This is a genomic window from Thiohalobacter sp. (genome assembly GCF_027000115.1).
In the GTDB taxonomy this organism is placed as follows: Bacteria; Pseudomonadota; Gammaproteobacteria; order Thiohalobacterales; family Thiohalobacteraceae; genus JALTON01.
Window position 1 is genome coordinate 23149 of the sequence record NZ_JALTON010000032.1, and the last position, 23889, is coordinate 47037.

The window sequence follows — 23889 nt, forward strand, 5'->3', positions numbered from 1 at the left end:
GGCAGCGGTTATAGTCGCTCCCTCGACGCACATCCCGCTGCGGGAGAGGGTCCCCGGCCCAGGCCGGAGGAACGCCGAAGGCGCAACTCGCCCGGAAACGCTCAGGCACAAGGACCGCCGCGGGCACGTCGACTCTGGAGAGCGGTCGCGGGTGCGACCCACCGAAGGGGCCAGGCCCGGTCAGGGCCGAAACTCTCAGGTTGAAGCCGCGCAGGTGGGGCGGCTTTTCGGACAGAGGGGCGACGGTGGTCCGATGTCGCGGCAGAGGCCGTGGCGGACCGGTATCCCGTCGTCGTCATCGGTTCGACGCGGCAGGCAGCGAACTCCGGAGACCCGCATGAGCCAGCACACCCCCCTGCACGATGCCCACGTCCGCGCCGGTGCGCGCATGGTGGACTTCGCCGGCTGGGACATGCCCATCCACTACGGTTCCCAGATCGAGGAACACCATGCGGTGCGCCGCGACGCCGGCATGTTCGATGTCTCGCACATGACGGTGGTGGACCTCGCCGGCGAGCGGGTACGCGACTGCCTCCGCCACCTGCTGGCCAATGACGTCGATCGCCTGCGCGAGCCGGGCAAGGCGCTGTACAGCTGCATGCTCAACGAGCGCGGCGGCGTGATCGACGACCTCATCGTCTACCGGCTCGACGACACCCGTTTCCGCATGGTGGTCAATGCCGCCACCCGCGACAAGGATCTCGCCTGGCTGCGGGCGCAGGCCGAACCCTTCGGCGTCAGCGTCACCGAGCGCCCCGGGCTGGCCATGATCGCCGTCCAGGGACCCAGCGCCCGTGAGCGTACCCTGGACTGCCTGCCGGCCACCCTGCGCGATGCGGCCCGCGAGCTGCGTCCCTTCTATGCCGTTGCCGGCGGACCCGACCCCGATGCCTGGTTCGTGGCCCGCACCGGCTATACCGGCGAGGACGGCTTCGAGGTGATGCTGCCGGCGAACGATGCCGAGCGCTTCTGGAAGGCGCTGGCCGATGCCGGCGTGCGACCCATCGGCCTGGGGGCGCGCGACACCCTGCGCCTGGAGGCGGGCATGAACCTCTACGGCACGGACATGACCGAGGACACCACGCCGCTGGAATCCGGGCTGGGCTGGACGGTGGCCTGGGAGCCGGCGGATCGCGACTTTGTCGGCCGCGCCGCGCTCGAGGCCCAGCGCGAGGCCGGCGTGCCCTGGCGCTTCGTCGGCCTGGTGCTGGAGGGCAAGGGCGTGCTGCGCAACCACCAGCCGCTGCAGACCGACGCCGGCCCCGGCGAGATCACCAGCGGCAGCTTCTCGCCCACGCTGGGCACGGCCATCGCCCTGGCCCGGCTGCCGGCGGCCTTCGCGGGCGAGCGCATCGAGGTCGACCTGCGCGGCCGCAGGGTACCGGCACGCATCGTCAGGCCGCCCTTCGTGCGCCACGGCAAGGCACTGGTTTCCGTTTGAACACACTGGAGAGATTCGAGTCATGAGCGAGATCCCCGCTGAACTCAGGTACAGCCGCAGCCACGAGTGGGTGCGGGTGGAAGACGATGGCAGCGTCACCGTCGGCATTACCGACCATGCCCAGGACCAGCTCGGCGACATGGTCTATGTCGAGCTGCCCGAGGTGGGTGCCAGCTATGGCGCGGGGGATGCCTGTGCCGTGGTGGAGTCGGTCAAGGCGGCCTCGGACGTGTACTGTCCCGTTGGCGGCGAGATCACCGAGGTCAACGCCCAGCTTGCCGATGCCCCCGAACTGGTCAACCAGGATGCCTATGGCGACGGCTGGCTGCTGCGCATGAAGCCGGCCGATGCCGGTGAACTCGACGGCCTGCTGGATGCCGAGGGTTACAAGGCCTTCATCGAAAGCGAGGCGCACTGAGGCCCGCATTACCGGACGAAACCGACACCATGCCCTTCATTCCGCACACCGAAGCCGACATCCGCGACATGCTGGCCGCCATCGGCGTCGACAGCATCGAGCAGTTGTTCGACGAGATTCCGCCCGAGCTGCGCATCCGGGGACTCGAGGGCGTGCCCGAGGGCCTCGGCGAGCAGGCCGTGGCCCGGCTGATGACCGAACGGGCCGAGCGCGACGGCCGCCCCCTGAGCTTCATCGGCGCCGGGGCCTACGAGCACCACATACCGGCCGCGGTCTGGGAGATCACCACCCGGGGCGAGTTCTACAGCGCCTATACCCCCTACCAGGCCGAGGCCAGCCAGGGCACGCTCCAGCTCATCTATGAATACCAGACCATGATGACGCGGCTGATGGCCATGGCCGTGTCCAATGCCTCGCTGTACGACGGCGCATCGGCACTGGCCGAGGCGGTGCTGATGGCGGTGCGCGCCAACCGCAAGTCGAAGTCGCGGCGCATCCTTTTGCCGCGCGCGGTACATCCCAATTATCGCGCCACCACCCGTACCATCGTGCACAACCAGGGTATCGAGCTGGTGGAGGTGCCCTACGACCCGCTGGGCGGGCACACCCCGGTGGAGGCGCTGGCCGAGCATGCCGGTGAGGACATCACGGCACTGGTCATTCCGCAGCCCAACTTCTTCGGCGTCATCGAGGAGGTCGATGCCCTGACCGACTGGGCGCACGCCAACGGCGCGCTGGCGATCGCCGTGGTCAATCCGACGGCCATGGCACTGCTCAAGCCGCCGGGCGAGTGGGGCAGCGAGGGCGCCGACATCGTGGTGGGCGAGGGCCAGCCGCTGGGCGTGCCCCTGTCCTCGGGCGGGCCCTACTTCGGTTTCATGTGCTGCCGTCAGCAGCATGTGCGGCAGATGCCGGGCCGGCTGGTCGGGCGCACCCTGGACCGTGACGGCCGCACCGGCTACACCCTGACGCTGCAGGCGCGCGAGCAGCACATCCGCCGCTCCAAGGCGACCTCCAACATCTGCACCAACCAGGGCCTGCTGGTGACGGCGGCGACCATCTACATGGCCATCCTCGGTGGCGAGGGGCTGCGCCGCGTGGCCACTGCCAGCCATGCCAACACCCGCCGGCTGCTTGACCGGCTGACGCGCAACGACCAGGTGGAACCCCTGTTCGACCGCCCCTTCTTCCACGAGGTGGCCCTGCGCTTCAAACTGCCGCTGGATGGCGTGCTGGAGCCGCTGGCGGCGCAGAAGCTGCTTGCCGGTTATCCGCTGGCACAGGACTATCCCGAACTCGAGAACGGCCTGCTGGTCTGCGCCACCGAGGCGCGGACCGAGGCCGACATCGATCATTACGGCGATCAGCTGGATCGCATCATCGAGCGGCGGAGCACCGCCGCCTGAACCGTCAAACCCAGGATGAATCGAGGAGATCCGATATGGCCGAGATCACGTTGCAGGGAAATCCCATTCACACCAACGGCGAACTGCCGGCCGTCGGCAGCCAGGCACCCGACTTCAAGCTGGTCGACAAGGACCTGAACGATGTCTCGCTGGCCGACTTCAAGGGCAAGAAGAAGCTGCTCAACATCGTGCCCAGCCTGGATACCCCGGTGTGCGCGACCTCCACGAAGAAGTTCAACGAGTTTGCCGCCGGCCGCGATGACGTGGTGATGCTGGTCATTTCCGCCGACCTGCCCTTCGCCATGGCCCGTTTCTGCACCGGCGAGGGCGTGGACAAGGTCGTTCCGCTGTCGATGATGCGCGACCGCAACTTCGCCAAGGACTACGGCGTGCTCATCACCGACGGCCCGCTGGCCGGCATCACCGCGCGCGCGGTGGTAGTGCTCGACGAGAACGACAAGGTGGTGCACGCCGAGCTGGTGCCCGAAATCGCTCAGGAGCCGGACTACGACAAGGCGCTGGCGGCACTTTGAGGCTTGAGGGACCGCGCGCAGCCTGCATCCGGGCTGCGCGGTCTGTTACCTGTAACCGGAACCCTGATCACATGCTGATATTCGAACAATCCCGCAGGGGCCGTCATGCCGAGGCGCAGATGCCGCCCGCAGAGCCGGTCGATGATCTTCCGGCATCCCTGTTGCGCGAGGCCGCGCCGCGGCTGGCGGAGGTGTCGGAGCTGCAGGCGGTGCGCCATTACACGCGGCTGTCGCAGAAGAACTTCTCCATCGACACCCATTTCTACCCCCTGGGTTCCTGTACCATGAAATACAACCCGCGGGCCTGCAACAGCTACGCCATGCTGCCGGGCTTCCTTGCCCGCCACCCGCTGTCGCCCGAGTCCGCGGGCCAGGGATTTCTGGCCTGCATGCATGAGCTGCAGGAGATGCTCAAGGAAGTCACCGGCATGCGGGCGGTGTCGCTGACGCCGGCGGCCGGGGCGCAGGGGGAGTTCGCCGGCGTGGCCATGATCCGTGCCTATCACGAGTCGCGCGGTGACAGTGCGCGGACCGAGATCCTGGTGCCGGATGCGGCACACGGCACCAACCCGGCGACGGCCACCATGTGCGGCTACCAGGTGCGCGAGATTCCCACCGATGCCCAGGGCGACGTGGACCTGGCGGCGCTGGAAGCGGCCCTCGGTCCGCAGACGGCCGGCATCATGCTCACCAATCCCTCCACGCTGGGCGTGTTCGAGCGGCGCATTCGCGAGATCGCGCGGCAGGTGCACGCGGCGGGAGGGCTGCTCTACTACGATGGCGCCAACCTCAATGCGATTCTCGGCAAGGTGCGGCCCGGCGACATGGGCTTCGACGTCATCCACATGAACCTGCACAAGACCTTCTCCACGCCCCATGGTGGCGGCGGGCCGGGTGCCGGGCCGGTGGGCGTGTCGGCGCGACTGGAACCCTTCCTGCCGGTACCCATGGTGGGCTTCGACGGCGAACGCTATCTCTGGATTACCGAGCGCGAGCGGCCGCAGAGCATCGGCCGGCTGTCGGCCTTCATGGGCAATGCCGGCGTATTGCTGCGCGCCTACATCTATGCGCGCATGCTGGGCCGCGAGGGCATGCACCGGGTGGCCGACTTCGCGACCCTGAACGCCAACTACCTGATGGCGCGACTGCGCGATGCCGGTTTCACCCTGGCCTTTCCCGAGCGGCGTGCGACCCACGAGTTCATCGTCACCCTCAAGCGCGAAAAGAAGGAGCTGGGCGTCACGGCCATGGACTTCGCCAAGCGGCTGCTGGACTTCGGCATCCATGCGCCGACCACCTACTTCCCGCTGCTGGTGCCGGAATGCCTGCTCATCGAGCCCACCGAGACCGAGTCGCTGGAGGAACTGGACCGCTTCGTCGAGGCCATGGTGGCGATCCGCCGCGAGGCCGAACAGTCGCCGGAGATCCTGCACGAGGCGCCGCATACCCTGCCGGTGCGCCGGCTCGATGACGTCCGCGCCGCGCGCGAACTGAATCTGGCCCACCCGCTGGGCTGAGCCGGGAACAGCATGGCCGGGCCGGAGGAAGACAGGGGGCTGCGCCGGTTGGTCCGGGCGGCGGTTTTCTCCTGGCAGGGCCTGCGGGCAGCGGCCCGGCACGAGGCGGCCTTCCGCCAGGAACTGCTGGCCTCGCTGCTGCTGGTACCGCTGGCCCTGTGGCTGGGCGAGGGCGCCGTGGAAAAGGCGCTGCTGCTCGGTAGCTGGCTGCTGGTGCCGCTGGTCGAGTTGCTCAATTCGGCCATCGAGGCCGTGGTCGATCGTATCGGTGACGAGCCCCACGCGCTGTCCGGTCGCGCCAAGGACATGGGCTCGGCGGCCGTACTGCTGGCGTTGCTCGATGCCGCGGCGGTGTGGGGCATCCTGTTGTTCACCTGAGCCGGTATAATCGCGGCCATCCTCTGTCAGGGAGTACCCGAATGTCGGCACTGATCTGCGGTTCCTTCGCCTTCGATACCATCATGGTGTTCCACGACCGGTTCAGGAATCACATCCTGCCGGACAAGGTCCACATCCTGAACGTGGCCTTCCATGTGCCCGATCTGCGCCGCGAGTTCGGCGGTTGCGCAGGCAACATCGCCTACAATCTGAAACTGCTCGGTGGCGATCCCCTGCCCATGGGCACGGTGGGCGAGGACTTCGGCCCCTATGCCGAATGGATGGACGCCCAGGGCATTCCGCGCACCCATGTCACCACGGTGGAAGGCACCTACACGGCGCAGGCCTTCATAACCACCGACATGGACGACAACCAGATCACAGCCTTCCATCCCGGCGCCATGGATCATGCGCATCGCAACCGGGTCGAGGATGCCAGCGGCGTGACCATCGGCATGGTCTCGCCGGACGGCCGAGACGGCATGCTCGAACACGCCGCCCAGTTCGCCGAGGCGGGCATTCCCTTCATCTTCGATCCGGGCCAGGGCCTGCCGCTGTTCGGCGGCGAGGAACTGACCCGGTTCATCGATCTGGCCACCTGGGTCTGCGTCAACGACTACGAGGCAGAGCTGTTGCAGGAGCGAACCGGCCTGTCCCCGCACGAAATGGCCGAGCGCCTGCAGGCGCTGATCATCACCCGCGGTGCCAAGGGTTCGGAGATCTATTTGCCCGAGCACCGCATCGACATCCCGCCGGCGCCGGCTCGGGAGCTGCTGGATCCCACCGGCTGTGGCGATGCCTACCGGGGCGGGCTGCTGTATGGCCTGATGCACGATCTGGACTGGGAGACCACCGGTCGTATCGCGGCGCTGATGGGCGCCATCAAGATCGAGCATCACGGCACGCAGAACCACCGCATCGATCGCGCCGGATTCGAGGCGCGCTATCACGAGGCCTTTGGCCGCAACCTGTGCTGGTGAGGCCGGGGTATGGAACGCTTGATCGAAACTTCGCTGTACGCCGCGCGCTGGCTTCTGGCGCCTGTCTTTCTCGGTCTGAGCCTGGCGCTGCTGGCGTTGGGCATCAAGTTCTTCCAGGAGATATTCCACCTGTTGCCGCTGGTGCTGGAAAAGAGCGAGGCCGACCTGGTGCTGACCCTCCTGGCGCTGGTCGATCTGGCGCTGGTGGGCAGCCTGATCGTGATGGTGATGTTCTCGGGCTACGAGAACTTCGTCTCCCAGATCGACGTCGCCGAGGAGAAGGAAAAGCTGGGCTGGCTGGGCAAGCTGGACGCCGGCACCCTCAAGGCCAAGGTCGCGGCTTCCATCGTTGCCATTTCGTCCATCCATCTGTTACGCGTCTTCGTCAACGCCGAGCATATCGAGAACGACAAGCTGATGTGGTATGTCATCCTGCACCTGACCTTCGTGGTGTCGGCGTTGCTGGTGGTGTACATGGACCGGCTGACCAAGCACTAGCCCGCATATTGCACCAGGTCGGAAGCGGGCGGGAGCCAACTTGTTGTCCTGGTACGTAATGAACCGGATTTTTTGCCCATGGCCCGGAGTACGATTTGTGCCCGCCCGCTTCCTGCTGCGGCCCTGGCGGATTTTCGCTCGGCCTCGGGGGTGCTTCACTCAAGCCGTAGCGACGGCTACGGCTTTCGTTCCAGCCCTCCCCGAGCCCGGCTGCAAATCCGCCATCATCCGCAGCCCCTGGTGCAATATGCGGGCTAGGCGACGGGGGCAGGGCCTGTCCGTCATCATTCATCTGCCACGGAAAGGGAGATCCACCATGAAGAAGATTCTCGTCATTGCCGCGCTGCTGGTTCTCGGCGGCTGCTCCGGACAGGAAGAACCGGAACCGACACCACCGGCGCAGGGCCAGAGCCGGGTGCCGGATTCCAATGTCTTCAGTGACCAGGTGCGTGCACTGGAACGTGCCGAGGGCGTCGAGCAGACCATAAAGGACGCCGCCGAGCAGCAGCGCCAGGCCATCGAGGCGCAGACGGGGCAGTAGGCAGGAGCACCCGCTCGCCCCGCGTAGGATGGGCAAAGCGCAGCGTGCCCATCGGACAAAACCTGCAAGAGCGCCACGGACGACACGGAAGGCACGGATCCAATGAACTGCCAGGCTCTCGCAGCTGACGCCGTAGCCGGGGTGGAGCGGAGCGCAACCCGGGGACAACCGCGTTTCCCGGATTACGGCCCTGTGGGCCTGCGTCCGGGCTACAGGATGGGCGGGAGCCGCGCTTTCTTCCGCCCCTGCCGGGCGGCTTACTTTTCTTTGCCCGGCCAAAGAAAAGTAACCAAAAGAAAGGCCGCCCCGCTGTCGCCCCCTTCGGGTGCCCTGCGCTTCTCGCGGGCCGCGGGGCCGCGAGCAACTCGCTGCGCTCAGACACTCGCGCGGCCTGATCCGCGTCCCGCTGCGATGCTCGGGGCGGCAGAGGGGACCGGAACCCGGGTCGGTGGCCGGTCTGGCTGCCGGCCAGCCCGGCATCATTCTTCTGTCCGTGCCTTCCGTGTCGTCCGTGGCGCTCTTGCGGGGGTCTGATGGGCACGCTTCGCTTTGCCCATCCTACACCTGCTTGGCGGCCCGCTCGGCAGTTCATTGGATCCGTGCCTTCCGTGTCGTCCGTGGCGCTCTTGCCTGTCAGGTTGTTGATGTGTCCGCCTCGTCTCCCATGTGGCCCAGCGCCTCGCGCAGCGCCTCCGGGGCGTCCAGCGGTGGCTGGCAGGTCATGCCCTCGCACAGCCAGGCGACCGGTGTCTCCCGGGCCGAACGTTCGGCCAGGGCCGGCGGCAGCCTGGCCTCGGGGGGGATGAACAGGGCCAGGCGGCGCGGGTCCGGGTCGGCCTGCAGCGCCGCACGCCACGGGGCCAGTTCCGCTTCCCGGCCGCGGACGATGACGGTCGGTCCCGGCTCCAGCGCGAGTTCCAGCGCGTCCAGCAGGCTGCCGCAGGCCCAGGGGCTTTCCTCGATCACCCCCCAGAGTGCGCGCAGGGTGCCCTCGGCGGCCTCGATGTAGCGCGTCTCGCCCAGCAGGTGACCAAGGCGCAGCAGGGCCTGGGCAGCAATGCCGTTGCCCGAGGGCAGGGCGTCGTCATGGGCGGGCTTGGGCCGCTGTACCAGCCGTTCGTGGTCGTCGGCGGTGAAGAAGAAGCCGCCGGCGGGGTCGCTGAAATGCGCCAGCAGGACCTCGGCGACTTCAACCGCGAAGTCCAGGTCGCCGTCCCGCCAGCGCCAGGCCAGCAGTTCGAGGATGGCGTCGATCAGGTAGGCGTGGTCGTCCAGGTAGGCATCGAGGTGGGCGTGGCCGTCCTTGCAGGTTGCCAGCAGGCGGCCGTCGCGCCAGAGGCGCGCGCGCAGGAAATCCAGCGCCCGGCGCGCCGATTCGCCGAAGTCGTCGCGGCCGAGCAGGCGGGCGGCGATGGCCATGCCGCGGATCATCAGCGCATTCCAGGCGGTGAGTATCTTGTCGTCGCGGCCCGGCCAGACCCGCTGCGTGCGGGCCTGGTAGAGCTTGCGCCGGGCCCGCTCCAGCCGTTCGCGTGCCTCGGTGATCTCGAGCCCCAGTGCGTCCGCCACGGCCTCCATGCCGAGGTAGCCGTGCGGATACCACTTGCCCTCGAAGTTGGGCTCGCGGTCCAGGCCGTAGCGGCGGGCGAACAGGTCGTATTCGCTGTCGTCGAGCAGCCCGCGCACCTCGTCGGGTGTCCAGCAGTAGAAGCGACCTTCCTCGCCCTCGGAGTCGGCGTCCAGGCTCGACCAGTAGCCGCCCCCGGGCGACTGCATCTCGCGCAGTACCCATTCCCCGGTGGCGATCGCGGTACGCGCAAAGTCGCCGACGCCGGTCGCGGCATGGGCCTGAGCATAGACGGCGAGCAGCAGGCCGTTGTCGTAGAGCATCTTCTCGAAGTGGGGGATCATCCACTGGTCGTCGGTCGAATAGCGACAGAAGCCGCCGCCGACCTGGTCGAACAGGCCGCCCTCGGCCATGCGGGTCAGGGTCAGGCCGAGCATGTCCAGCGCGCCCTGATCGGGCTGGCCGGCGCGCCGCGAGCGCAGCCAGTGGCGCAGCAGGCGTTCCAGGTTGGCGGGGTGGGGAAACTTGGGCGCACGTCCGAAGCCGCCGTGGGCGGGGTCGAACTGCTGGCCGAGCTGGTTGCGGGCCAGGTCCAGCGGCATGGGATCCAGGCGCGCCTCCGCCGGCACCGGCGGCGCGGCGAGCCGGGCCAGCGCGGCGCGCACGGAATGATTCTGTTCCTCCAGATCGGCACGGCGCTCGCGGTAGAAGCCGGCCACCCGCTGCAAGAGGTCGACGAAACCCGGCAGGCCGTGGCGCGGCTCCTTCGGGAAATAGGTGCCGGCGAAGAAGGGCGTCTGGTCCTCCGGCATCAGGAAGACGGTGAGCGGCCAGCCGCCGGCGCGCTGCGCCAGCAGCGAGTGCGCCGTCTGGTAGATGCGGTCGAGGTCCGGCCGTTCCTCGCGGTCGACCTTGATGTTCACGAACAGCCGGTTCATGACCTCGGCGACTTCGGGGTCCTCGAAGCACTCATGGGCCATGACGTGGCACCAGTGGCAGGCGGAGTAGCCGATCGACAGCAGGATGGGCTTGTCCTCGCGCCGGGCCAGTGCCAGTGCCTCCGGTCCCCAGGGATACCAGTCCACCGGGTTGTGCAGGTGCTGCAGCAGGTAGGGGCTGGTCTGGCCCGCCAGATGATTGGTATAGTCGCGCTGATCTGCCACGCTCTCGGCCCATGTGGTGGATGGCCCGCGCCGGCGGGTCCGGGATGCGGACGTCGACTATACGGGCGCCCGTCACCGCGCTCAACCGCAGGAAACCGCACCTTTCATGGATCTTTCCCTGGTCATTCCGGTCCACAACGAGGCCGAAAACATCCAGCCGTTGATCGACGAAATCCGCGCCGCCCTCGACGGCCGGCTGGAGTACGAGGTCATCTACGTCAACGACGGCAGTACCGACGATACCCTCGCGCGTCTGCAAAAGGCGCGCGCCGGCTTCCATCGCCTGCGCATCCTCAGCCACCGTTGCAGTTGCGGCCAGAGCACCGCGGTACGCACCGGCGTTAAGGCGGCGCGCGCGCCCTGGATCGCCACCCTCGACGGCGACGGCCAGAATGATCCTGCCGATGTGCCGGCGTTGTTTGCGGCGGCGACCGCGGCCGATGCCCCGCGCGACCTGTGGCTGATCGCCGGCTGGCGCAGGACCCGGCGCGATTCCTGGGTCAAGCGCCTGTCATCGAGGATTGCCAATGGCGTGCGCAGCCGCATCCTGCGCGACCGTACCCCGGACACCGGCTGTGGCCTGAAGGTGTTCCGGCGTGATGTGTTCCTGGATCTGCCCTACTTCGATCACATGCACCGTTTCCTGCCGGCGCTGGTGCTGCGCGCCGGTGGCCAGGTGCGTTCGGTCGAGGTGCACCACCGGCCGCGCGAGCGCGGCCAGAGCAAGTACGGGGTCTGGAACCGGCTGTGGGTGGGCATCGTCGACCTGTTCGGCGTCGGCTGGCTGCAGCGCCGCGCCTGCCGGCCCGAAGTGAGCGAGATCGACTGAGCCCATGCGCTGGGGCTTCATCCTCCGGGGTCTGGGCGTGATCGCCCTGTTCGTGGCCGTCGGCTATCTGCTCGGCGGACTGGTGGACGAGGCCTGGATCGACGCCCGCGTGCGCGGCCACGGCCTGGCCGGCGAGCTGCTGTATCTGAGCGTCGGCGGCCTGCTGGTGGCGGCCGGGGTGTCGCGCCAGTTCGTCTCCTTTCTCGGTGGCTATGCCTTCGGTTTCCTGGCCGGTACCGCGCTGGCGCTGGCCGCCTCCGCGCTGGGCTGCGCGCTGGCCTTCCTCGCTGCGCGGCTGCTCGGTCGGCGCTGGGTGAGCGGACGCATGGGCGAGCGGCTGGCACGCATCGACCGCTTCATCCACGACAACCCGTTCAGCATGACCCTGCTGATCCGGCTGCTGCCGGTGGGCAACAACCTGGCGGTGAATCTCGCCGCTGGCGTGTCCAGCGTGCGCGCGCTGCCCTTCCTCGCCGGATCGGCGCTCGGTTACCTGCCGCAGACGGCCATCTTCGCGCTGGTCGGCAGCGGCGTGAACGTGGACCCGGCGCTGCGCATCGGCGTCGCGGTAGTGGCCTTCGTGCTCATGAGTCTGCTCAGCCTGTATCTCTATCGCCGCTACCGCCACGGCGTGAGCCTGGACAGCGAGCTGGACAGCGCGTCATGAGCGGCGGCGCCGGCAGCGATTTCCGGCGCTGGCTGGAGCTGGGGCTGCTGTGGCTGGCGGTGCTGGTGACGGCGCTGCTGACGCGGCCGCTGCTGCCGGTGGACGAGACCCGCTATCTGGCCGTGGCCTGGGAGATGTGGCAGCGTGGGGATTTCCTGGTGCCGCACCTCAACGGCGAGCCCTACGCCCACAAGCCGCCGCTGCTGTTCTGGCTCATCCACGCCGGCTGGGCGCTGTTCGGCGTCAGCGAGACCTGGGGGCGGCTGGTGGCGCCGCTGGTGTCGCTGGCCAGCCTGTTCCTGGCCGCGCGCCTGGCGCGCGCCCTGTGGCCGGACGCAGGTGCCGGGGTGGCCATAGCCTGGCTGCTGTTCGGCAGCTTGATCTGGACCGGCTTCTTCACCCTCACCCAGTTCGACATGCTGCTGGTGTTCTGCGTCCTGCTCGGTGCCCTGGGCCTGTGGCAGGCCGCTGCCGGGCAGGCACGCGGCTGGCTGTGGCTGACGCTGGCGCTGGGTCTGGGGCTGCTGGCCAAGGGGCCGGTGATCCTGCTTCATCTGCTGCCGCTGGCGCTGGCCGCGCCCCTGTGGGCGGAGCGGCCTGCGCGAGGCTGGGCCGCCTGGTACGGCCGGATCGGTTTGAGCCTGCTCGGCGGCGCGGCCCTGGTACTGGCCTGGGCCGTACCCGCGGCGATCGCCGGCGGCCCCGAGTACCGCGAGGCCATCTTCTGGGGCCAGACCGCCAACCGGGTGGTGGATTCCTTCGCCCATCGGCAGCCCTTCTGGTGGTATCTGCCGGTGTTTCCGCTGATGCTGCTGCCCTGGCTGGCCTGGCCGCGGCTGTGGGCGCCGGTGCTCGATGCCGCGCAGTGCCGCACGCGGCCGGTGCGCTTTCTCGGTGTCTGGCTGCTGCTGGTGCTGGCGGGCTTCTCGCTGGTCAGCGGCAAGCAGGTGAAGTATCTGCTGCCGCTGCTGCCGGCGGCACTGCTGCTGGCGGCGCTGGGCTGGGCGCGGCTGCCGGCGCGGCCGGCGCGGGCCTGGCCGGCGGCGGCGCTGCTGCTGGTCACGGGGGTGGCACTGCTGCTGTTGCCGCGGCTGGGTCATGCCCCCTGGATGGCGGACGTGCAGGGGGCCTGGGGCCTGGTTGCGCTGGCACTGGCCGCGGCGCTCGCGTGGCTGCCCCTCGGCGCCTGGGGCCGGCTGCGAGCGGTGACCGCGGCCAGCGCCCTGATAGTCGTGCTGCTGCATCTGGCAGTGGTTCGTGCGGCGGCGCCCGCCTATGATCTGGCGCCCCTGTCGCGCGAGATCGCGCGCCTGCAGGCGGCCGGCGTGCCGGTGGCCCATGTCGGCAAGTACCATGGCCAGTTCCATTTCCTCGGCCGGCTCACCCGACCCATCGCGGTGGTGCCGGTATGGACGGCGCTGGACTGGGCGCGGGCCCATCCCGAGGGCTACCTGGTGCTGCAGTTCAGCCACTGGCAGGGGCCGCACCCGGCGGAGCTGGCCTGGCTGCAGGACTATCGCGGCGATGCCGAGGACCTGGCGCTGGTGGCGGCCCGCGAGTTGCTGGCTGCGGACCCGGCCGCGAGCCGGTAGACTGGGCGCCTGCATCCAGACCGTGCCGAGATATGACCGACACTGCCACCCAGCCCGAAGCCCTGCCCGGCCAGACCCTGCCGCCACTGCGCCTGAAGAAGCGCGAGGACCGGCGGCTGCGCGCGGGACATCTGTGGGTCTATTCCAACGAGGTCGATACCCGCGCCACGCCCCTGACCGCCTTCGAGCCGGGCGAGGCGGTGCGCATCGAGGCGTCCAACGGCAGGCCACTCGGCACCGGCTACGTCAACCCGCATTCCCTGATCGCCGCGCGCCTGGTCAGTCGCGGCCTGCGCCACGTACTCGACCGTTCGCTGCTGGTCCATCGGCTGAAGATCGCGCTGGCGCTGCGCGAGCGCCTGTATCCGCAGCGTGCCTGCCGGCTGGTGCACGGCGAGGGCGACGGCCTGCCGGGGCTGGTGGTGGACCGCTATGGCGACTGGCTGTCGGTACAGTTCAACACCGCCGGCATGGAACAGGTGCGCGGCCCGGTGCTGGAGGCACTGCAGCGGGTGCTGTCACCCCGCGGCCTGGTGCTGCGCAACGACAGCCCGGCCCGGCGGCAGGAAGGACTGGACACGGCCGTCGAGGTGCTCGGTGAGGTGCCCGATCGGGTGTCGTTCCGGGAAGGCGAGGTGCAGTTCGAAACCTCGCTCGTGCATGGCCAGAAGACGGGCTGGTTCTTCGACCAGGCCGACAACCGCCAGCGCCTGCGACGCTATGTGCAGGGCGCCCGGGTGCTGGACCTGTTCAGCTACGCCGGCGGCTGGGCCATCACCGCGCTGAAGCAGGGCGCAGCCGAGGCGGTCTGCGTGGACAGCTCCGGGGATGCCCTGGCGCAGGCCATGCGCAATGCCGAACTCAACGGCGTCCAGCCGCAGTTGTCGGTGCGCCAGGGCGATGCCTTCGAGGTGCTCAAGGCGCTGCGCGAGGCCGGCGAGCGCTTCGATGTGGTGATCTGCGATCCGCCCGCCTTCATCAAGCGGCGCAAGGATCTGGCTGCCGGCAGCGAGGCCTACCAGCGCCTCAACCTGCTCGCCATGCAGATGATCGGCCGCGACGGCTTTCTGGTATCGGCCTCCTGCTCGCATCATCTCCCGCTGACCGACTTTCAGCGCCTGCTGCAGCGTGCCGCCCGCCATGCCGGCCGCGGCCTGCAGGTCCTGGAAACCGGGCGCCAGGGCGCCGATCACCCGGTGCATGCCGCCATGCCCGAGACGGAATACCTGAAGGCCCTCTATTGCCGCGTTCTTCGCGAGTGATCCATCGAAGCGATTCCGCATGCTGACCTATCCCGATATCGATCCCGCCATCGTTCGCATCGGCGACTTTGCCATCCACTGGTACGGCATGATGTACCTGATCGGCTTTCTCGGTGGCTGGTGGCTGGGCCGGCGCCGTGCCGCGCGGCCGGACTCGGGCTGGCAGCCGGAAGAAGTGGGCGACCTGCTGTTCCACGTCGCGCTCGGCGTGGTGCTGGGCGGACGCATCGGCTACATCCTGTTCTACAACCTGGATCTGTTCCTGGAAGACCCGCTGGTGCTGCTGCGCATCTGGCAGGGCGGCATGTCCTTCCATGGTGGCCTGATCGGTGTGCTGGTTGCCATGTGGCTGTATGGTCGCCGCACCGGCCGTGGCTTCTTCCAGGTCAGCGACTTCGTCGCGCCGCTGGTGCCGGTGGGGCTGGGCGCGGGGCGCATCGGCAACTTCATCAACGGCGAACTCTGGGGGCGTCCCACCGATCTGCCCTGGGGCATGGTGTTTCCCTTCGTCGATGCCCGCCCGCGCCACCCCTCCATGCTCTACGAGGCGCTGCTCGAAGGGCTGGTGCTGTTCGTCATTCTCTGGGTCTATTCGTCGCGGCCGCGGCCCACCATGGCGGTGTCCGGCCTGTTCCTGTTCTGTTACGGGGTGTTCCGCTTCGCTGTCGAGTTCGTGCGCGAGCCGGACGCCCATCTCGGATTCATCGCGTTCGGCTGGATGACCATGGGTCACCTGCTGTCGCTGCCCATGATCCTGTTCGGACTGCTGTTGCTGCTGCTGGCCCACCGGCGCCCGCAGACAGCCGGCACCTCATCTGCTGGAGGACACTGAAGGGTGCGAAACTATCTCGATCTCATGCGCCATGTGCGCGACCAGGGCGTGCAGAAGGGGGATCGAACCGGCACCGGCACGCTCAGCGTGTTCGGCTACCAGATGCGCTTCGATCTGGCGCAGGGTTTTCCGCTGGTGACCACCAAGAAGCTGCACCTGCGTTCCATCATCCACGAGCTGCTCTGGTTCCTGCGCGGCGAGACCAACATCGGCTATCTGCACGAACACGGCGTCAGCATCTGGGACGAGTGGGCCGACGAGAAGGGCGACCTCGGACCTGTCTACGGCGCCCAGTGGCGCAGCTGGCCGACGCCCGATGGCCGTCACATCGACCAGATCAGGCAGGTGATCGGGCAGCTGCGCAGCAACCCGGATTCGCGCCGCATCATCGTCTCGGCCTGGAACGTCGCCGATCTGCCCGATGAGCGCATCAGCCCGCAGGACAACGTGCGTGCGGGGCGCATGGCACTGGCGCCCTGTCATGCCTTCTTCCAGTTCTATGTCGCCGAGGGCCGGCTGTCCTGCCAGCTCTACCAGCGTTCGGCCGACATCTTTCTAGGCGTGCCCTTCAACATTGCCTCCTATGCGCTGTTGACGATGATGATGGCCCAGGTTTGCGGTCTGGAACCGGGCGAGTTCATCCATACGCTGGGCGATGCGCACCTGTATCTCAATCACCTCGAGCAGGTGGAAACCCAGCTCGCGCGCGAGCCCTACCCGCTGCCGCGAATGCGGCTCAATCCGGAGGTGCGCGATCTGTTCGCGTTCCGTTTCGAAGACTTCGAGTTGCTGGATTACCAATGTCACCCGCACATCAAGGCGCCGGTGGCGGTCTGATCCGGCTGTTTCACCACGCCAGCGGCAGCTGGGCGCGGCCTGTATCGCCGAGGCCGCTTTCCGAAGGCCGTGGCTGATGCAAGGCTTACGTCGATGCGCATATCCCTGATCGTGGCCATGGATCGCAACCGCCTCATCGGGGCCGGCAATCGCCTGCCCTGGCACCTGCCGGCCGACCTGGCGCACTTCAAGCGCATCACCCTGGGCAAGCCCATCGTCATGGGGCGTCGCACCTGGGAGTCGATCGGCCGACCCCTGCCCGGGCGGCACAATATCGTGGTCACCCGGGGCCAGGGCGAATTCCCGGGCGCCACCCGCGTCGCTTCGCCGGAGGAAGCCATTGCCGCCGCCGGCGCGGTCGACGAGCTGATGGTCATCGGTGGCACCCAGCTCTACCAGGCCTTCCTGCCGCTGGCCGAGCGCATCTATCTCACCCGCGTCGACGCCGAGTTCGAGGGCGATGCCTGGTTTCCGGAACTCGACCCCCGCGAATGGCTGGAAGTGGCCTGCGAGCCGCACGAGGCCGACGAACGCAATCCCTGGCCCTATGCCTTCTGCATGTTGCAGCGGCGCAAGCGCTAGCCCGCATATTGCACTACCGTTCCACTGCGACGGCCCAATGGCACGCCCTGTCTGTGCCTTCCGTGTCGTCCGTGGCGCTCTTTCCCTTCAGTCCCCGCCCGGCCTGCGGGCGCCGGGGCAGTCGACCCGGGTGCGTTGCGGCGGCGCGCTGTCCAGGCGCAGGGCGGTGAGACGGCCGCCCCAGAGACAGCCGGTATCCAGCGGGAAGATAGTGGGCGCATCCGTCTCGCCCAGCGTGGACCAGTGGCCGAACAGGATGCGCAGGTCAGCCGAGCGCCGATCCGGGATCTCGAACCAGGGCCGGTAGGGCGCCGGCTGGCTGCCGGGCGGGCCCTTGTACTTCAGCCCCAGCCGGCCGTCGGGCGTGCAGTAACGCAGCCGGGTGAAGCAGTTGGTGATGAAGCGCAGGCGATCCACACCCTGCAGGCCTTCGTCCCAGCGGTCCGGGCGATCGCCGTACATCACTGCCATGAAGCTGCCCCAGTCGTCGCCGGAGAGCACGGCCTCGACCTCGGCGGCGCAGGCGCGGGCGGTGGCGAGATCCCACTGCGGCGGCAGCCCGGCATGGATCAGGGTGTAGCCGAGTGCCGGGTCGTGATGCAGCAGCGGGCGGCGGCGCAGCCAGTCGACCAGGGCGGCGCTGTCCGGTGCGTCCAGGATTTCGGCGAGTGTGTCCTTGCGGTGCAGCCGGCGCCGGTCATGGGCGGCAGCGACCAGGTGCAGGTCGTGGTTGCCGAGCACGGTGACCGCGGCCTCGCCCAGGCCGATGACGAAGCGCAGCACGGCCAGCGATTGCGGGCCGCGATTGACCAGATCACCCGCAAACCAGAGCCGGTCCCTGCCCGGCTCGAAGCCGAGGCGGTCGAGCAGGCGTCGCAGTTCGTCGTAACAGCCCTGGACATCGCCGATGGCGTAGACGGCCATGGGGATCAGTGGAGAACGCGAGGTATGGACAGGGTGAAGGCGGGGATCTGCGCCTCGAACTCGACACCGTCGTCGGCGATCATGTGATAGGTGCCACGCATGCTGCCCACCTGCGTCTGGATCAGGGTGCCGCTGGTGTAGCGGAAGCTTTCGCCGGGGCGCAGGTAGGGCTGCTTGCCGACCACACCCTCGCCGCGCACCTCCTCGACCCGTCCATTGCTGTCGGTGATGATCCAGTGCCGCGTCAGCAGCTTCGCCGCCACCGTGCCGCTGTTGGTGAGGGTGATGGTGTAGGCAAACACGTAACGGTTCTGGTCGGGTTGCGACTGTTCCTCGATGTAGAGCGTCTCGACCTGTACGTCGACCTGGTAGCGCGCATCCTGGCTCATGGTTTGGGATAGGGTCGTCACTTGGAATGGAGAAGGGGCAAAGGGTACCCTGCCGTGGCGTCGATCCCAAATGCCAACGCAAACCCTGGGGTTCACAATAGCAGTCGGGCGAGGCGGGTGGCGCCGAGCAGGCCCGGGTCGGGGTGGGTGACGACCGCCAGCGGGATGGTTTCCAGCAGCGGGCGCATGCGGCCCTTGTCGAGAAAGGCGGTCAGGAAGGGACCGCGTTCCAGCAGCGGCAGCAGGTGCTGTGCGATGCCACCGGCGATGTAGAGGCCGGCGCGCGGCAGGCAGGCCAGGGCCAGGTTGCCGGCCTGGGCGCCATAGAGTTCCACGAACCGCTCCAGAGCCTGTGCGGCCAGCGGGTCCTCGCCGGACAACCCCAGCCGCGTGATTTCCGGCGCGATGTCGCGGCCTGCGTCGCGGGCCTCGCGAATGGCGGGCGGCGTGGGTCGCCGCTGTCGTTCCTCGAGAAACCCGTAGATGAAGCGCAGACCCGGACCCGAGAGCAGGCGCTCGGCCGAGACGTGGCCGAAGCGGTGCCTGAGGGTTTGCAGCATCTGCCAGTCCGCCTCGGTGCGCGCGGCAAAGTCCACGTGGCCGCCCTCGGTGGCCCACACCCGGCGCGGTTCCGGGCCCGGCAGCACCAGCACCTGACCCAGCCCGGTGCCGGCGCCGAGCACAGCGGCCATGGCCTCCGGTTGCGGCCGGCCGGCCTGCAGCGTGACCAGGTCATTCTCGCCCAGCGCCGGCAGGGCGTGGCCGATCAGGCTGAAGTCGTTGGTGAGGCACAGCCGCGGGATGCCGCAGGCCTCGGAGAGGGCGCGCGCCGACAGGCGCCAGGGCAGGTTGGTGACCTCGGCGGTGGTGTCTTCCCCGGTTTCATGTACCGGTCCCGCGACGCCCAGGCAGGCGCTGTCGGGGGTCTCGCCGCAGTCGGCGAGGAAGGCGCGCAGCAGCTCGGTAAAGTCGGGGTGTTCGGCGCTGTCGTAGCGACGTTCGCACAGCCGCTCCAGGCCGTGCCCGGTGCAGCGGCTGAGCCGGAGCCGCGTGTGGGTGCCCCCGATGTCGCCCGCCAGCAGTCGCGGTTCGTTCATGCGGGGCCTCCGCTGGCCTCGGCATCCAGCAGCCATTCCACCTGTCCGCGCGGCGACAGGTACTCCACCGGATAGGGGTCCCGGCCCTGCGCACCGGCGCGCAGGGCGGCGACTATGGCGGCCTTGTCGGCGCCGGCGACCAGGAACAGCAGCCGTTCGGCGCGATCGATCACCGGCAGGGTCAGGGTCAGGCGCCAGCTGTCGAGGCGTTCGACGTGGACCGGCGTGACACTGCGCCCCAGTTCGTGCAGCGCCGGCGTGTCAGGGAACAGCGAGGCGGTATGGCCGTCCGGTCCCAGTCCCAGCAGGATGAGGTCGAAGCCCGGCCAACCCTCGCGATCGGGCAGTTCACGTGCCAGCAGTTCCGCGTAGGCCCCGGCGTCGGCCTCGATGGTCTCCGGGGCGGCACGCATGGGATGGACCTGTGCGGGGGGAACGGGCACATGGTCGATCAGCACCTCCCGCGCCATGCGGTAATTGCTGTCGGGGTGATCCAGAGGTACGGCACGCTCGTCGCCGAAGAACAGGTGCATGCGGCGCCAGTCGATGCGTGCCCGCTGATCCGGTTCGGCCAGGCGCCGGTACAGACCGCGTGGCGTATTGCCGCCCGCCAGTGCCAGGTTGCAGCGGCCGCGTGCCGCGATGGCGTCAGCGCACAGGCGGATCACCCGTTCCGCGGCCTGGGCATGGAGTGTATCGCGGTCCGGGAACACGCGGGTCTGGTCGGGCAGCAGCGCCTGCATGGTCGAGTGTCCAAGCGGGGTGTGGCGAGAGTCTCGCACAAAGCGGTCGCGGCGGAAATGCCGGCATTTGACGCCGGTCATCCCCGGCGCCGTGTGGGCGGACTATAGTTTGGAGCAGGGACATCGTCGAGGAGGTTGTCATGTATCTCAGGAATACCCACACCGGAGACCTGGTCGAGATCATCGATCTGGATGCCCTGTTCGATCCCTGCGCCGAGCGCGTGCGCGGTCGCTACCATGCCGGCGAGGAGATGCAGGAGCCGGCCGAGTTCGGCAAGAGCGAGCTGGTCTTTCCTTCGGGGGAAGCGCTGCCCGCCTGCTGGACGAACCCGGGCTACCGTCAGGCACAGGCCTGAGTCGCCGGTTCCGTCAATAATGTGACCTAATGCGCCCCCCGCCGTGACGGGGTTCGCAGCTTTTGCTACCCGCATCCCGCAAGCTGGTGCCCAGGCTCAAGAAAACCGCTGCCGGTCCGAATCCTGCCAGTGAACTGGCAGCCGATGCCGGAACGGACCCCCGAGGTGGGATGACATGTTGCAGAAGCGATTTCGCAGGCCCGACCCCATGCTGCTGCTCGCCGTGGCCGTAGGCCTGGGCGTGGTGCTGACCACCGGCGTGCAGGCGGCCGAGCCGTTTGCGTCCATGCCGGCGCGCGCCGCGCTGGAGGCCCAAGGGGCACGGATGGCGCTGGCTCCGGTACATCGCCTCGCTGATCGACTGGAACTGCGCTGGCTGGAGAAGCCGCTGGACGCGGCCCCCGTCAACGAGCTGCTGGAGGATCAGCAGCTGACCCTGGTCCCGGCCCGTCAGCGGCGACTGGGCATGAGCCTTTCATGGCGCGAGGCCGAGGCAACGCGACGCGCCCTCGACGATACGGCCTTGCTGGGCACCGGCGGTCCGGGGAAGGCGCGCGTCGGGCTCTATCTCAACATCGGCCGACGCTGGTAGCGCGGCCAGCCCGCCTATTGCACCAGGGGTTGCGGATGATGGCGGATTTGCTGGCGGGCTAGTCGGCCGGCTCGCGCAGGCGCACCGCCAGCACGTCGCAGGGCGCATGCTGGAGCACGGCGTTGGCCGTGGAGCCCAGCAGCCGACCGATGCCATGGCGGCCATGCCGCCCCAGGACGATCAGATCCGCATTCTGTTCTTCCGCCACTCGCAGGATCTCCTGGCGGGTCTGGCCCAGTGCCACATGCCGCTCGACGGCATCGCCCCCTTCCAGCGTGGCGGCGATGGCGTCCAGCCGCTTGCGCGCCGCCTCCATCAGTTGTTCCTCCAGTACCAGGTCCTGTGGCAACACCAGCTCCTCGGCCAGATCCATGTGCAGGTATTCCACCACATGGATGAGGCTCAGCCGGGCGCCGTTCTGGCGCGCAACGGCCGCGGCGCGGCCGGTGACCTGCGCGTGGTCCGGCATGAAGTCCACGGCCACCAGCACATGACGGTAGTTGTCCATCGCTTTCCTCCCGGGCGGTAACAGGCTCGGCCTCTATCCCGCATAGTGCACCAGCGTGTCCGTTTCACCAAGGGTGCGTCACGCGGCAGGTGCCGGCCGTGGGTTCGGGGATTTCCTGGCCAACAGGGTTCCCGGCCCGGATCGGGGTGCGGATCAGGGATAGGCGTGGCGGCGACCGACGTCCTGCACGAACTCGGTGTCGGAGAAGGGGTCGTCCGGTGCGAACTTGATGGCCAGCACGAAGATGAGCACCACCAGGCCGATGCCGGTGGCGGCCAGGACGGCATCGATCAGCTTCTGTTTCTTGCGCTGTTTCATACGGGTGCTGCGGCAAGCGCCGGATTGCGTGTCTTATCCGGTTGAATCGGCGGGTACACCGGTTTCTTGAGCCGGATCCTGATTATCGGCGCGCCCGCTGCCCTGGCCCGCATGTTGCACCAGGGGCCGCGGACAGGGATTCAGGGCGACGGACGGCTGGCGGCATTGGCCAGCGTCGCGAACTGCGCCAGCGACAGGGTCTCGGCCCGGGCGCCGGGATCGATGCCCGCCTCCTCGAAGGCGCCGGTCTCCACCAGCCCGCGCAGGCTGTTGCGCAGGGTCTTGCGGCGCTGGGCGAAGGCGGCTTTCACCACCTGTTCGAAAAGGGCCGGGTCGGCCAGCTCCACCGGCGGACGGGCGTGCGGCACCAGCCGGACCACGGCCGAATCCACCTTCGGCGGCGGGTTGAAGGCCCCGGGCCGGACCAGGAACAGCGGTTCCACGCGGCAATGCCACTGGACCATCACCGACAGCCGGCCGTAATCGCCGCTTCCGGGCGCGGCGGCCATGCGTGTCACCACTTCCTTCTGCAGCATGAAGTGCATGTCGCGTATGCAGTGGCTCTGGCCGATAAGGTGGAACAGCAGCGGCGTGGAGATGTTGTAGGGCAGGTTGCCCACCACCCGCAGCGGTGGTTCGGCCAGCGCGCAGAACGCCGTCTTCAGCGCGTCCTGCTCGTGGACCCGCAGGGGACGTCCGCCGGTGTCCTGCGCACGCAGCCAGGCGGCGAGATCGCGATCCAGCTCGATCACGTCCAGTTCCCCCGCGCGTTCCAGCAGGGGGAAGGTCAGTGCACCCTGGCCCGGGCCGATCTCCACCAGGTGATCGCCGGGTTGCGGATCGATGGCGGCAACGATGCGCTCGATGATCCGGGCGTCGTGGAGGAAGTTCTGGCCGAAGCGCTTTCTCGGGCGATGTTTCATTGGCCTGCAGCGACCATGCGCAGCGCCGTGTCCAGCGCCAGCCGCAGGCTGCCCGCCTCGGCGCGGCCGCTGCCGGCCAGTTCCAGCGCGGTGCCATGGTCGACCGAGGTGCGCACCAGCGGCAGGCCGAGGGTGACGTTGATGGCGTTGCCGAAGCCGCGGTACTTGAGCACCGGCAGGCCCTGGTCGTGATACATGGCCAGTACCGCATCGGCCTGTTCCAGGTGACGCGGTGTGAACAGGGTGTCCGCCGGCAACGGGCCGACCAGGTCCAGGCCGGTGGCGCGGGCCTGCTCCAGCACCGGCGCGATTACCTCGACCTCCTCGCGGCCAAGGTGTCCGCCTTCGCCGGCATGCGGATTGAGTCCGCACACCAGGATGCGCGGGCGATCGATGCCGAAGCGCAGCCGCAGGTCGCGATCTAGGATGCGCAGTGTTCCCGCCAGGATGTCGGGACGGATGGCATCGGCGACCGCGCGCAGCGGCAGGTGGGTGGTGGCCAGTGCGACCCGCAGCCCCTCGGTCGCCAGCATCATCACCACCTGTTCGGTGCCGGTGCGTTCGGCAAGGTACTCGGTGTGGCCGCTGAAGGCGACGCCGGCCTCGTTGATGACGCCCTTGTGCACCGGCCCGGTGACCATGGCGGCGAAACGGCCGTCGCGGCAGCCGTCGATGGCGACATCGAGGCAGTGCAACAGGTAGCGGGCGTTGCGCGGATCGAGACGGCCGGGGTGCGCGGGGGCCGCAAGCGACACCGGCCAGACCGCGAGCCGGCCGGGCCGGTGTGGCTGCGGCGGGCTGGCGGGGTCCAGCTCGCAGATCTCGATGTCGAGACCGAGCAGGGCGGCACGATCGCGCAGCAGCCCGGGGTCGGCGATGACCACGGCTTCGCAGGGCAACGCCTGCTGTGCCAGCATCAGGCACAGATCGGGGCCTATGCCGGCGGGTTCGCCTGGGGTCAGGGCGATGCGGGGCGGGGACGGCTGCGGCATTGGG

General features: G+C 68.6%; 27 protein-coding genes and 2 riboswitches. Of the genes, 18 read left to right on the forward strand and 9 right to left on the reverse strand.

Annotated features, from left to right (window positions below):
* Positions 1 to 30 precede the first annotated feature (30 nt).
* Positions 31 to 127, forward strand: a riboswitch (glycine riboswitch).
* Position 128: 1 nt separating this feature from the next.
* Positions 129 to 245: riboswitch (glycine riboswitch) on the forward strand.
* A gap of 92 nt (positions 246 to 337) precedes the next feature.
* The 9 genes from gcvT (at position 338) to MVF76_RS05070 (ending at position 7712) form a co-directional block, all read left to right on the forward strand.
* Positions 338 to 1441: a glycine cleavage system aminomethyltransferase GcvT gene (gcvT, locus tag MVF76_RS05030; protein WP_297527701.1), complete on the forward strand. Its 1104-nt coding sequence runs from the start codon at positions 338 to 340 to the stop codon at positions 1439 to 1441.
* 22 nt (positions 1442 to 1463) lie between these two features.
* Positions 1464 to 1859, forward strand: coding sequence for a glycine cleavage system protein GcvH (gene gcvH / locus MVF76_RS05035; RefSeq protein WP_297527702.1), 396 nt, complete (start codon positions 1464 to 1466; stop codon positions 1857 to 1859).
* A 29-nt stretch (positions 1860 to 1888) separates the two neighbouring features.
* On the forward strand, positions 1889 to 3265 hold the full coding sequence (gene gcvPA / locus MVF76_RS05040; protein WP_297527703.1) for an aminomethyl-transferring glycine dehydrogenase subunit GcvPA: 1377 nt from the start codon (positions 1889 to 1891) through the stop codon (positions 3263 to 3265).
* A gap of 35 nt (positions 3266 to 3300) precedes the next feature.
* The gene (tpx, locus tag MVF76_RS05045) at positions 3301 to 3798 is read left to right on the forward strand and encodes a thiol peroxidase (RefSeq protein WP_297527704.1); all 498 of its coding nucleotides are present in this window, start codon (positions 3301 to 3303) and stop codon (positions 3796 to 3798) included.
* 71 nt (positions 3799 to 3869) lie between these two features.
* Positions 3870 to 5315 carry an aminomethyl-transferring glycine dehydrogenase subunit GcvPB gene (gene gcvPB / locus MVF76_RS05050; protein WP_297527705.1) on the forward strand — a complete coding sequence of 482 codons (1446 nt, stop codon included), beginning with the start codon at positions 3870 to 3872 and terminating at the stop codon, positions 5313 to 5315.
* 12 nt (positions 5316 to 5327) lie between these two features.
* On the forward strand, positions 5328 to 5693 hold the full coding sequence (locus MVF76_RS05055; protein ID WP_297527706.1) for a diacylglycerol kinase: 366 nt from the start codon (positions 5328 to 5330) through the stop codon (positions 5691 to 5693).
* Positions 5694 to 5734: 41 nt separating this feature from the next.
* Entirely contained in the window at positions 5735 to 6673 is a 939-nt protein-coding gene (locus MVF76_RS05060; RefSeq protein ID WP_297527707.1) for a carbohydrate kinase family protein, read from the forward strand.
* A gap of 9 nt (positions 6674 to 6682) precedes the next feature.
* A complete protein-coding gene (locus tag MVF76_RS05065; RefSeq protein ID WP_297527708.1) occupies positions 6683 to 7171 on the forward strand; it encodes a TIGR00645 family protein in 489 nt (162 codons plus the stop codon).
* A 316-nt stretch (positions 7172 to 7487) separates the two neighbouring features.
* A complete protein-coding gene (locus MVF76_RS05070; protein WP_297527709.1) occupies positions 7488 to 7712 on the forward strand; it encodes a hypothetical protein in 225 nt (74 codons plus the stop codon).
* A 633-nt stretch (positions 7713 to 8345) separates the two neighbouring features.
* Here MVF76_RS05070 and MVF76_RS05075 read toward each other — a convergent pair.
* On the reverse strand, positions 8346 to 10442 hold the full coding sequence (locus tag MVF76_RS05075; protein ID WP_297527710.1) for a thioredoxin domain-containing protein: 2097 nt from the start codon (positions 10440 to 10442) through the stop codon (positions 8346 to 8348).
* Positions 10443 to 10548: 106 nt separating this feature from the next.
* On the opposite strand from MVF76_RS05075, the gene MVF76_RS05080 reads away from it, so the two are divergent.
* The 7 genes from MVF76_RS05080 (at position 10549) to folA (ending at position 17043) form a co-directional block, all read left to right on the forward strand.
* Positions 10549 to 11271, forward strand: a complete 723-nt coding sequence (locus tag MVF76_RS05080) for a glycosyltransferase family 2 protein (RefSeq protein WP_297527711.1) — start codon at positions 10549 to 10551, stop codon at positions 11269 to 11271.
* Between the two features lie 4 nt (positions 11272 to 11275).
* Positions 11276 to 11938: a TVP38/TMEM64 family protein gene (locus MVF76_RS05085; protein WP_297527712.1), complete on the forward strand. Its 663-nt coding sequence runs from the start codon at positions 11276 to 11278 to the stop codon at positions 11936 to 11938.
* A complete protein-coding gene (locus tag MVF76_RS05090; protein WP_297527713.1) occupies positions 11935 to 13530 on the forward strand; it encodes an ArnT family glycosyltransferase in 1596 nt (531 codons plus the stop codon). Before MVF76_RS05085 ends, MVF76_RS05090 begins: the two co-directional genes overlap by 4 nt.
* A gap of 32 nt (positions 13531 to 13562) precedes the next feature.
* A complete protein-coding gene (locus MVF76_RS05095; protein WP_297527714.1) occupies positions 13563 to 14792 on the forward strand; it encodes a class I SAM-dependent rRNA methyltransferase in 1230 nt (409 codons plus the stop codon).
* A 19-nt stretch (positions 14793 to 14811) separates the two neighbouring features.
* A complete protein-coding gene (gene lgt / locus MVF76_RS05100) occupies positions 14812 to 15624 on the forward strand; it encodes a prolipoprotein diacylglyceryl transferase (RefSeq protein WP_297527715.1) in 813 nt (270 codons plus the stop codon).
* Positions 15625 to 15627: 3 nt separating this feature from the next.
* Positions 15628 to 16461 (forward strand): thymidylate synthase, encoded by an 834-nt coding sequence (locus MVF76_RS05105; RefSeq protein ID WP_297527716.1) that lies wholly within the window; start codon positions 15628 to 15630, stop codon positions 16459 to 16461.
* A 93-nt stretch (positions 16462 to 16554) separates the two neighbouring features.
* Positions 16555 to 17043 carry a type 3 dihydrofolate reductase gene (gene folA / locus MVF76_RS05110; protein WP_297527717.1) on the forward strand — a complete coding sequence of 163 codons (489 nt, stop codon included), beginning with the start codon at positions 16555 to 16557 and terminating at the stop codon, positions 17041 to 17043.
* Between the two features lie 87 nt (positions 17044 to 17130).
* Here folA and MVF76_RS05115 read toward each other — a convergent pair whose 3' ends face one another.
* The 4 genes from MVF76_RS05115 to pgl all read right to left on the reverse strand — a co-directional run bounded on the left by MVF76_RS05115 (position 17131) and on the right by pgl (position 20196).
* Positions 17131 to 17967 carry a symmetrical bis(5'-nucleosyl)-tetraphosphatase gene (locus MVF76_RS05115; protein WP_297527718.1) on the reverse strand — a complete coding sequence of 279 codons (837 nt, stop codon included), beginning with the start codon at positions 17965 to 17967 and terminating at the stop codon, positions 17131 to 17133.
* 5 nt (positions 17968 to 17972) lie between these two features.
* Entirely contained in the window at positions 17973 to 18356 is a 384-nt protein-coding gene (apaG, locus tag MVF76_RS05120) for a Co2+/Mg2+ efflux protein ApaG (RefSeq protein WP_297527719.1), read from the reverse strand.
* 92 nt (positions 18357 to 18448) lie between these two features.
* Complete coding sequence (gene glk, locus MVF76_RS05125; RefSeq protein ID WP_297527720.1) at positions 18449 to 19453, reverse strand: glucokinase; 1005 nt, start codon at positions 19451 to 19453, stop codon at positions 18449 to 18451.
* Positions 19450 to 20196 (reverse strand): 6-phosphogluconolactonase, encoded by a 747-nt coding sequence (gene pgl / locus MVF76_RS05130; protein WP_297527721.1) that lies wholly within the window; start codon positions 20194 to 20196, stop codon positions 19450 to 19452. Before pgl ends, glk begins: the two co-directional genes overlap by 4 nt.
* Positions 20197 to 20336: 140 nt before the next feature.
* On the opposite strand from pgl, the gene MVF76_RS05135 reads away from it, so the two are divergent.
* Positions 20337 to 20552 (forward strand): acetyltransferase, encoded by a 216-nt coding sequence (locus tag MVF76_RS05135; protein WP_297527722.1) that lies wholly within the window; start codon positions 20337 to 20339, stop codon positions 20550 to 20552.
* A gap of 175 nt (positions 20553 to 20727) precedes the next feature.
* Entirely contained in the window at positions 20728 to 21144 is a 417-nt protein-coding gene (locus MVF76_RS05140; RefSeq protein ID WP_297527723.1) for a hypothetical protein, read from the forward strand.
* A 58-nt stretch (positions 21145 to 21202) separates the two neighbouring features.
* Here MVF76_RS05140 and MVF76_RS05145 read toward each other — a convergent pair whose 3' ends face one another.
* The 4 genes from MVF76_RS05145 to pdxA form a co-directional block, all read right to left on the reverse strand.
* Complete coding sequence (locus MVF76_RS05145) at positions 21203 to 21652, reverse strand: universal stress protein (protein ID WP_297527724.1); 450 nt, start codon at positions 21650 to 21652, stop codon at positions 21203 to 21205.
* Positions 21653 to 21805: 153 nt separating this feature from the next.
* Positions 21806 to 21970, reverse strand: coding sequence for a hypothetical protein (locus tag MVF76_RS05150; protein ID WP_297527725.1), 165 nt, complete (start codon positions 21968 to 21970; stop codon positions 21806 to 21808).
* Between the two features lie 140 nt (positions 21971 to 22110).
* Entirely contained in the window at positions 22111 to 22893 is a 783-nt protein-coding gene (gene rsmA / locus MVF76_RS05155) for a 16S rRNA (adenine(1518)-N(6)/adenine(1519)-N(6))-dimethyltransferase RsmA (RefSeq protein WP_297527726.1), read from the reverse strand.
* Positions 22890 to 23885 carry a 4-hydroxythreonine-4-phosphate dehydrogenase PdxA gene (pdxA, locus tag MVF76_RS05160; protein WP_297527727.1) on the reverse strand — a complete coding sequence of 332 codons (996 nt, stop codon included), beginning with the start codon at positions 23883 to 23885 and terminating at the stop codon, positions 22890 to 22892. Before pdxA ends, rsmA begins: the two co-directional genes overlap by 4 nt.
* Positions 23886 to 23889: the final 4 nt, after the last annotated feature.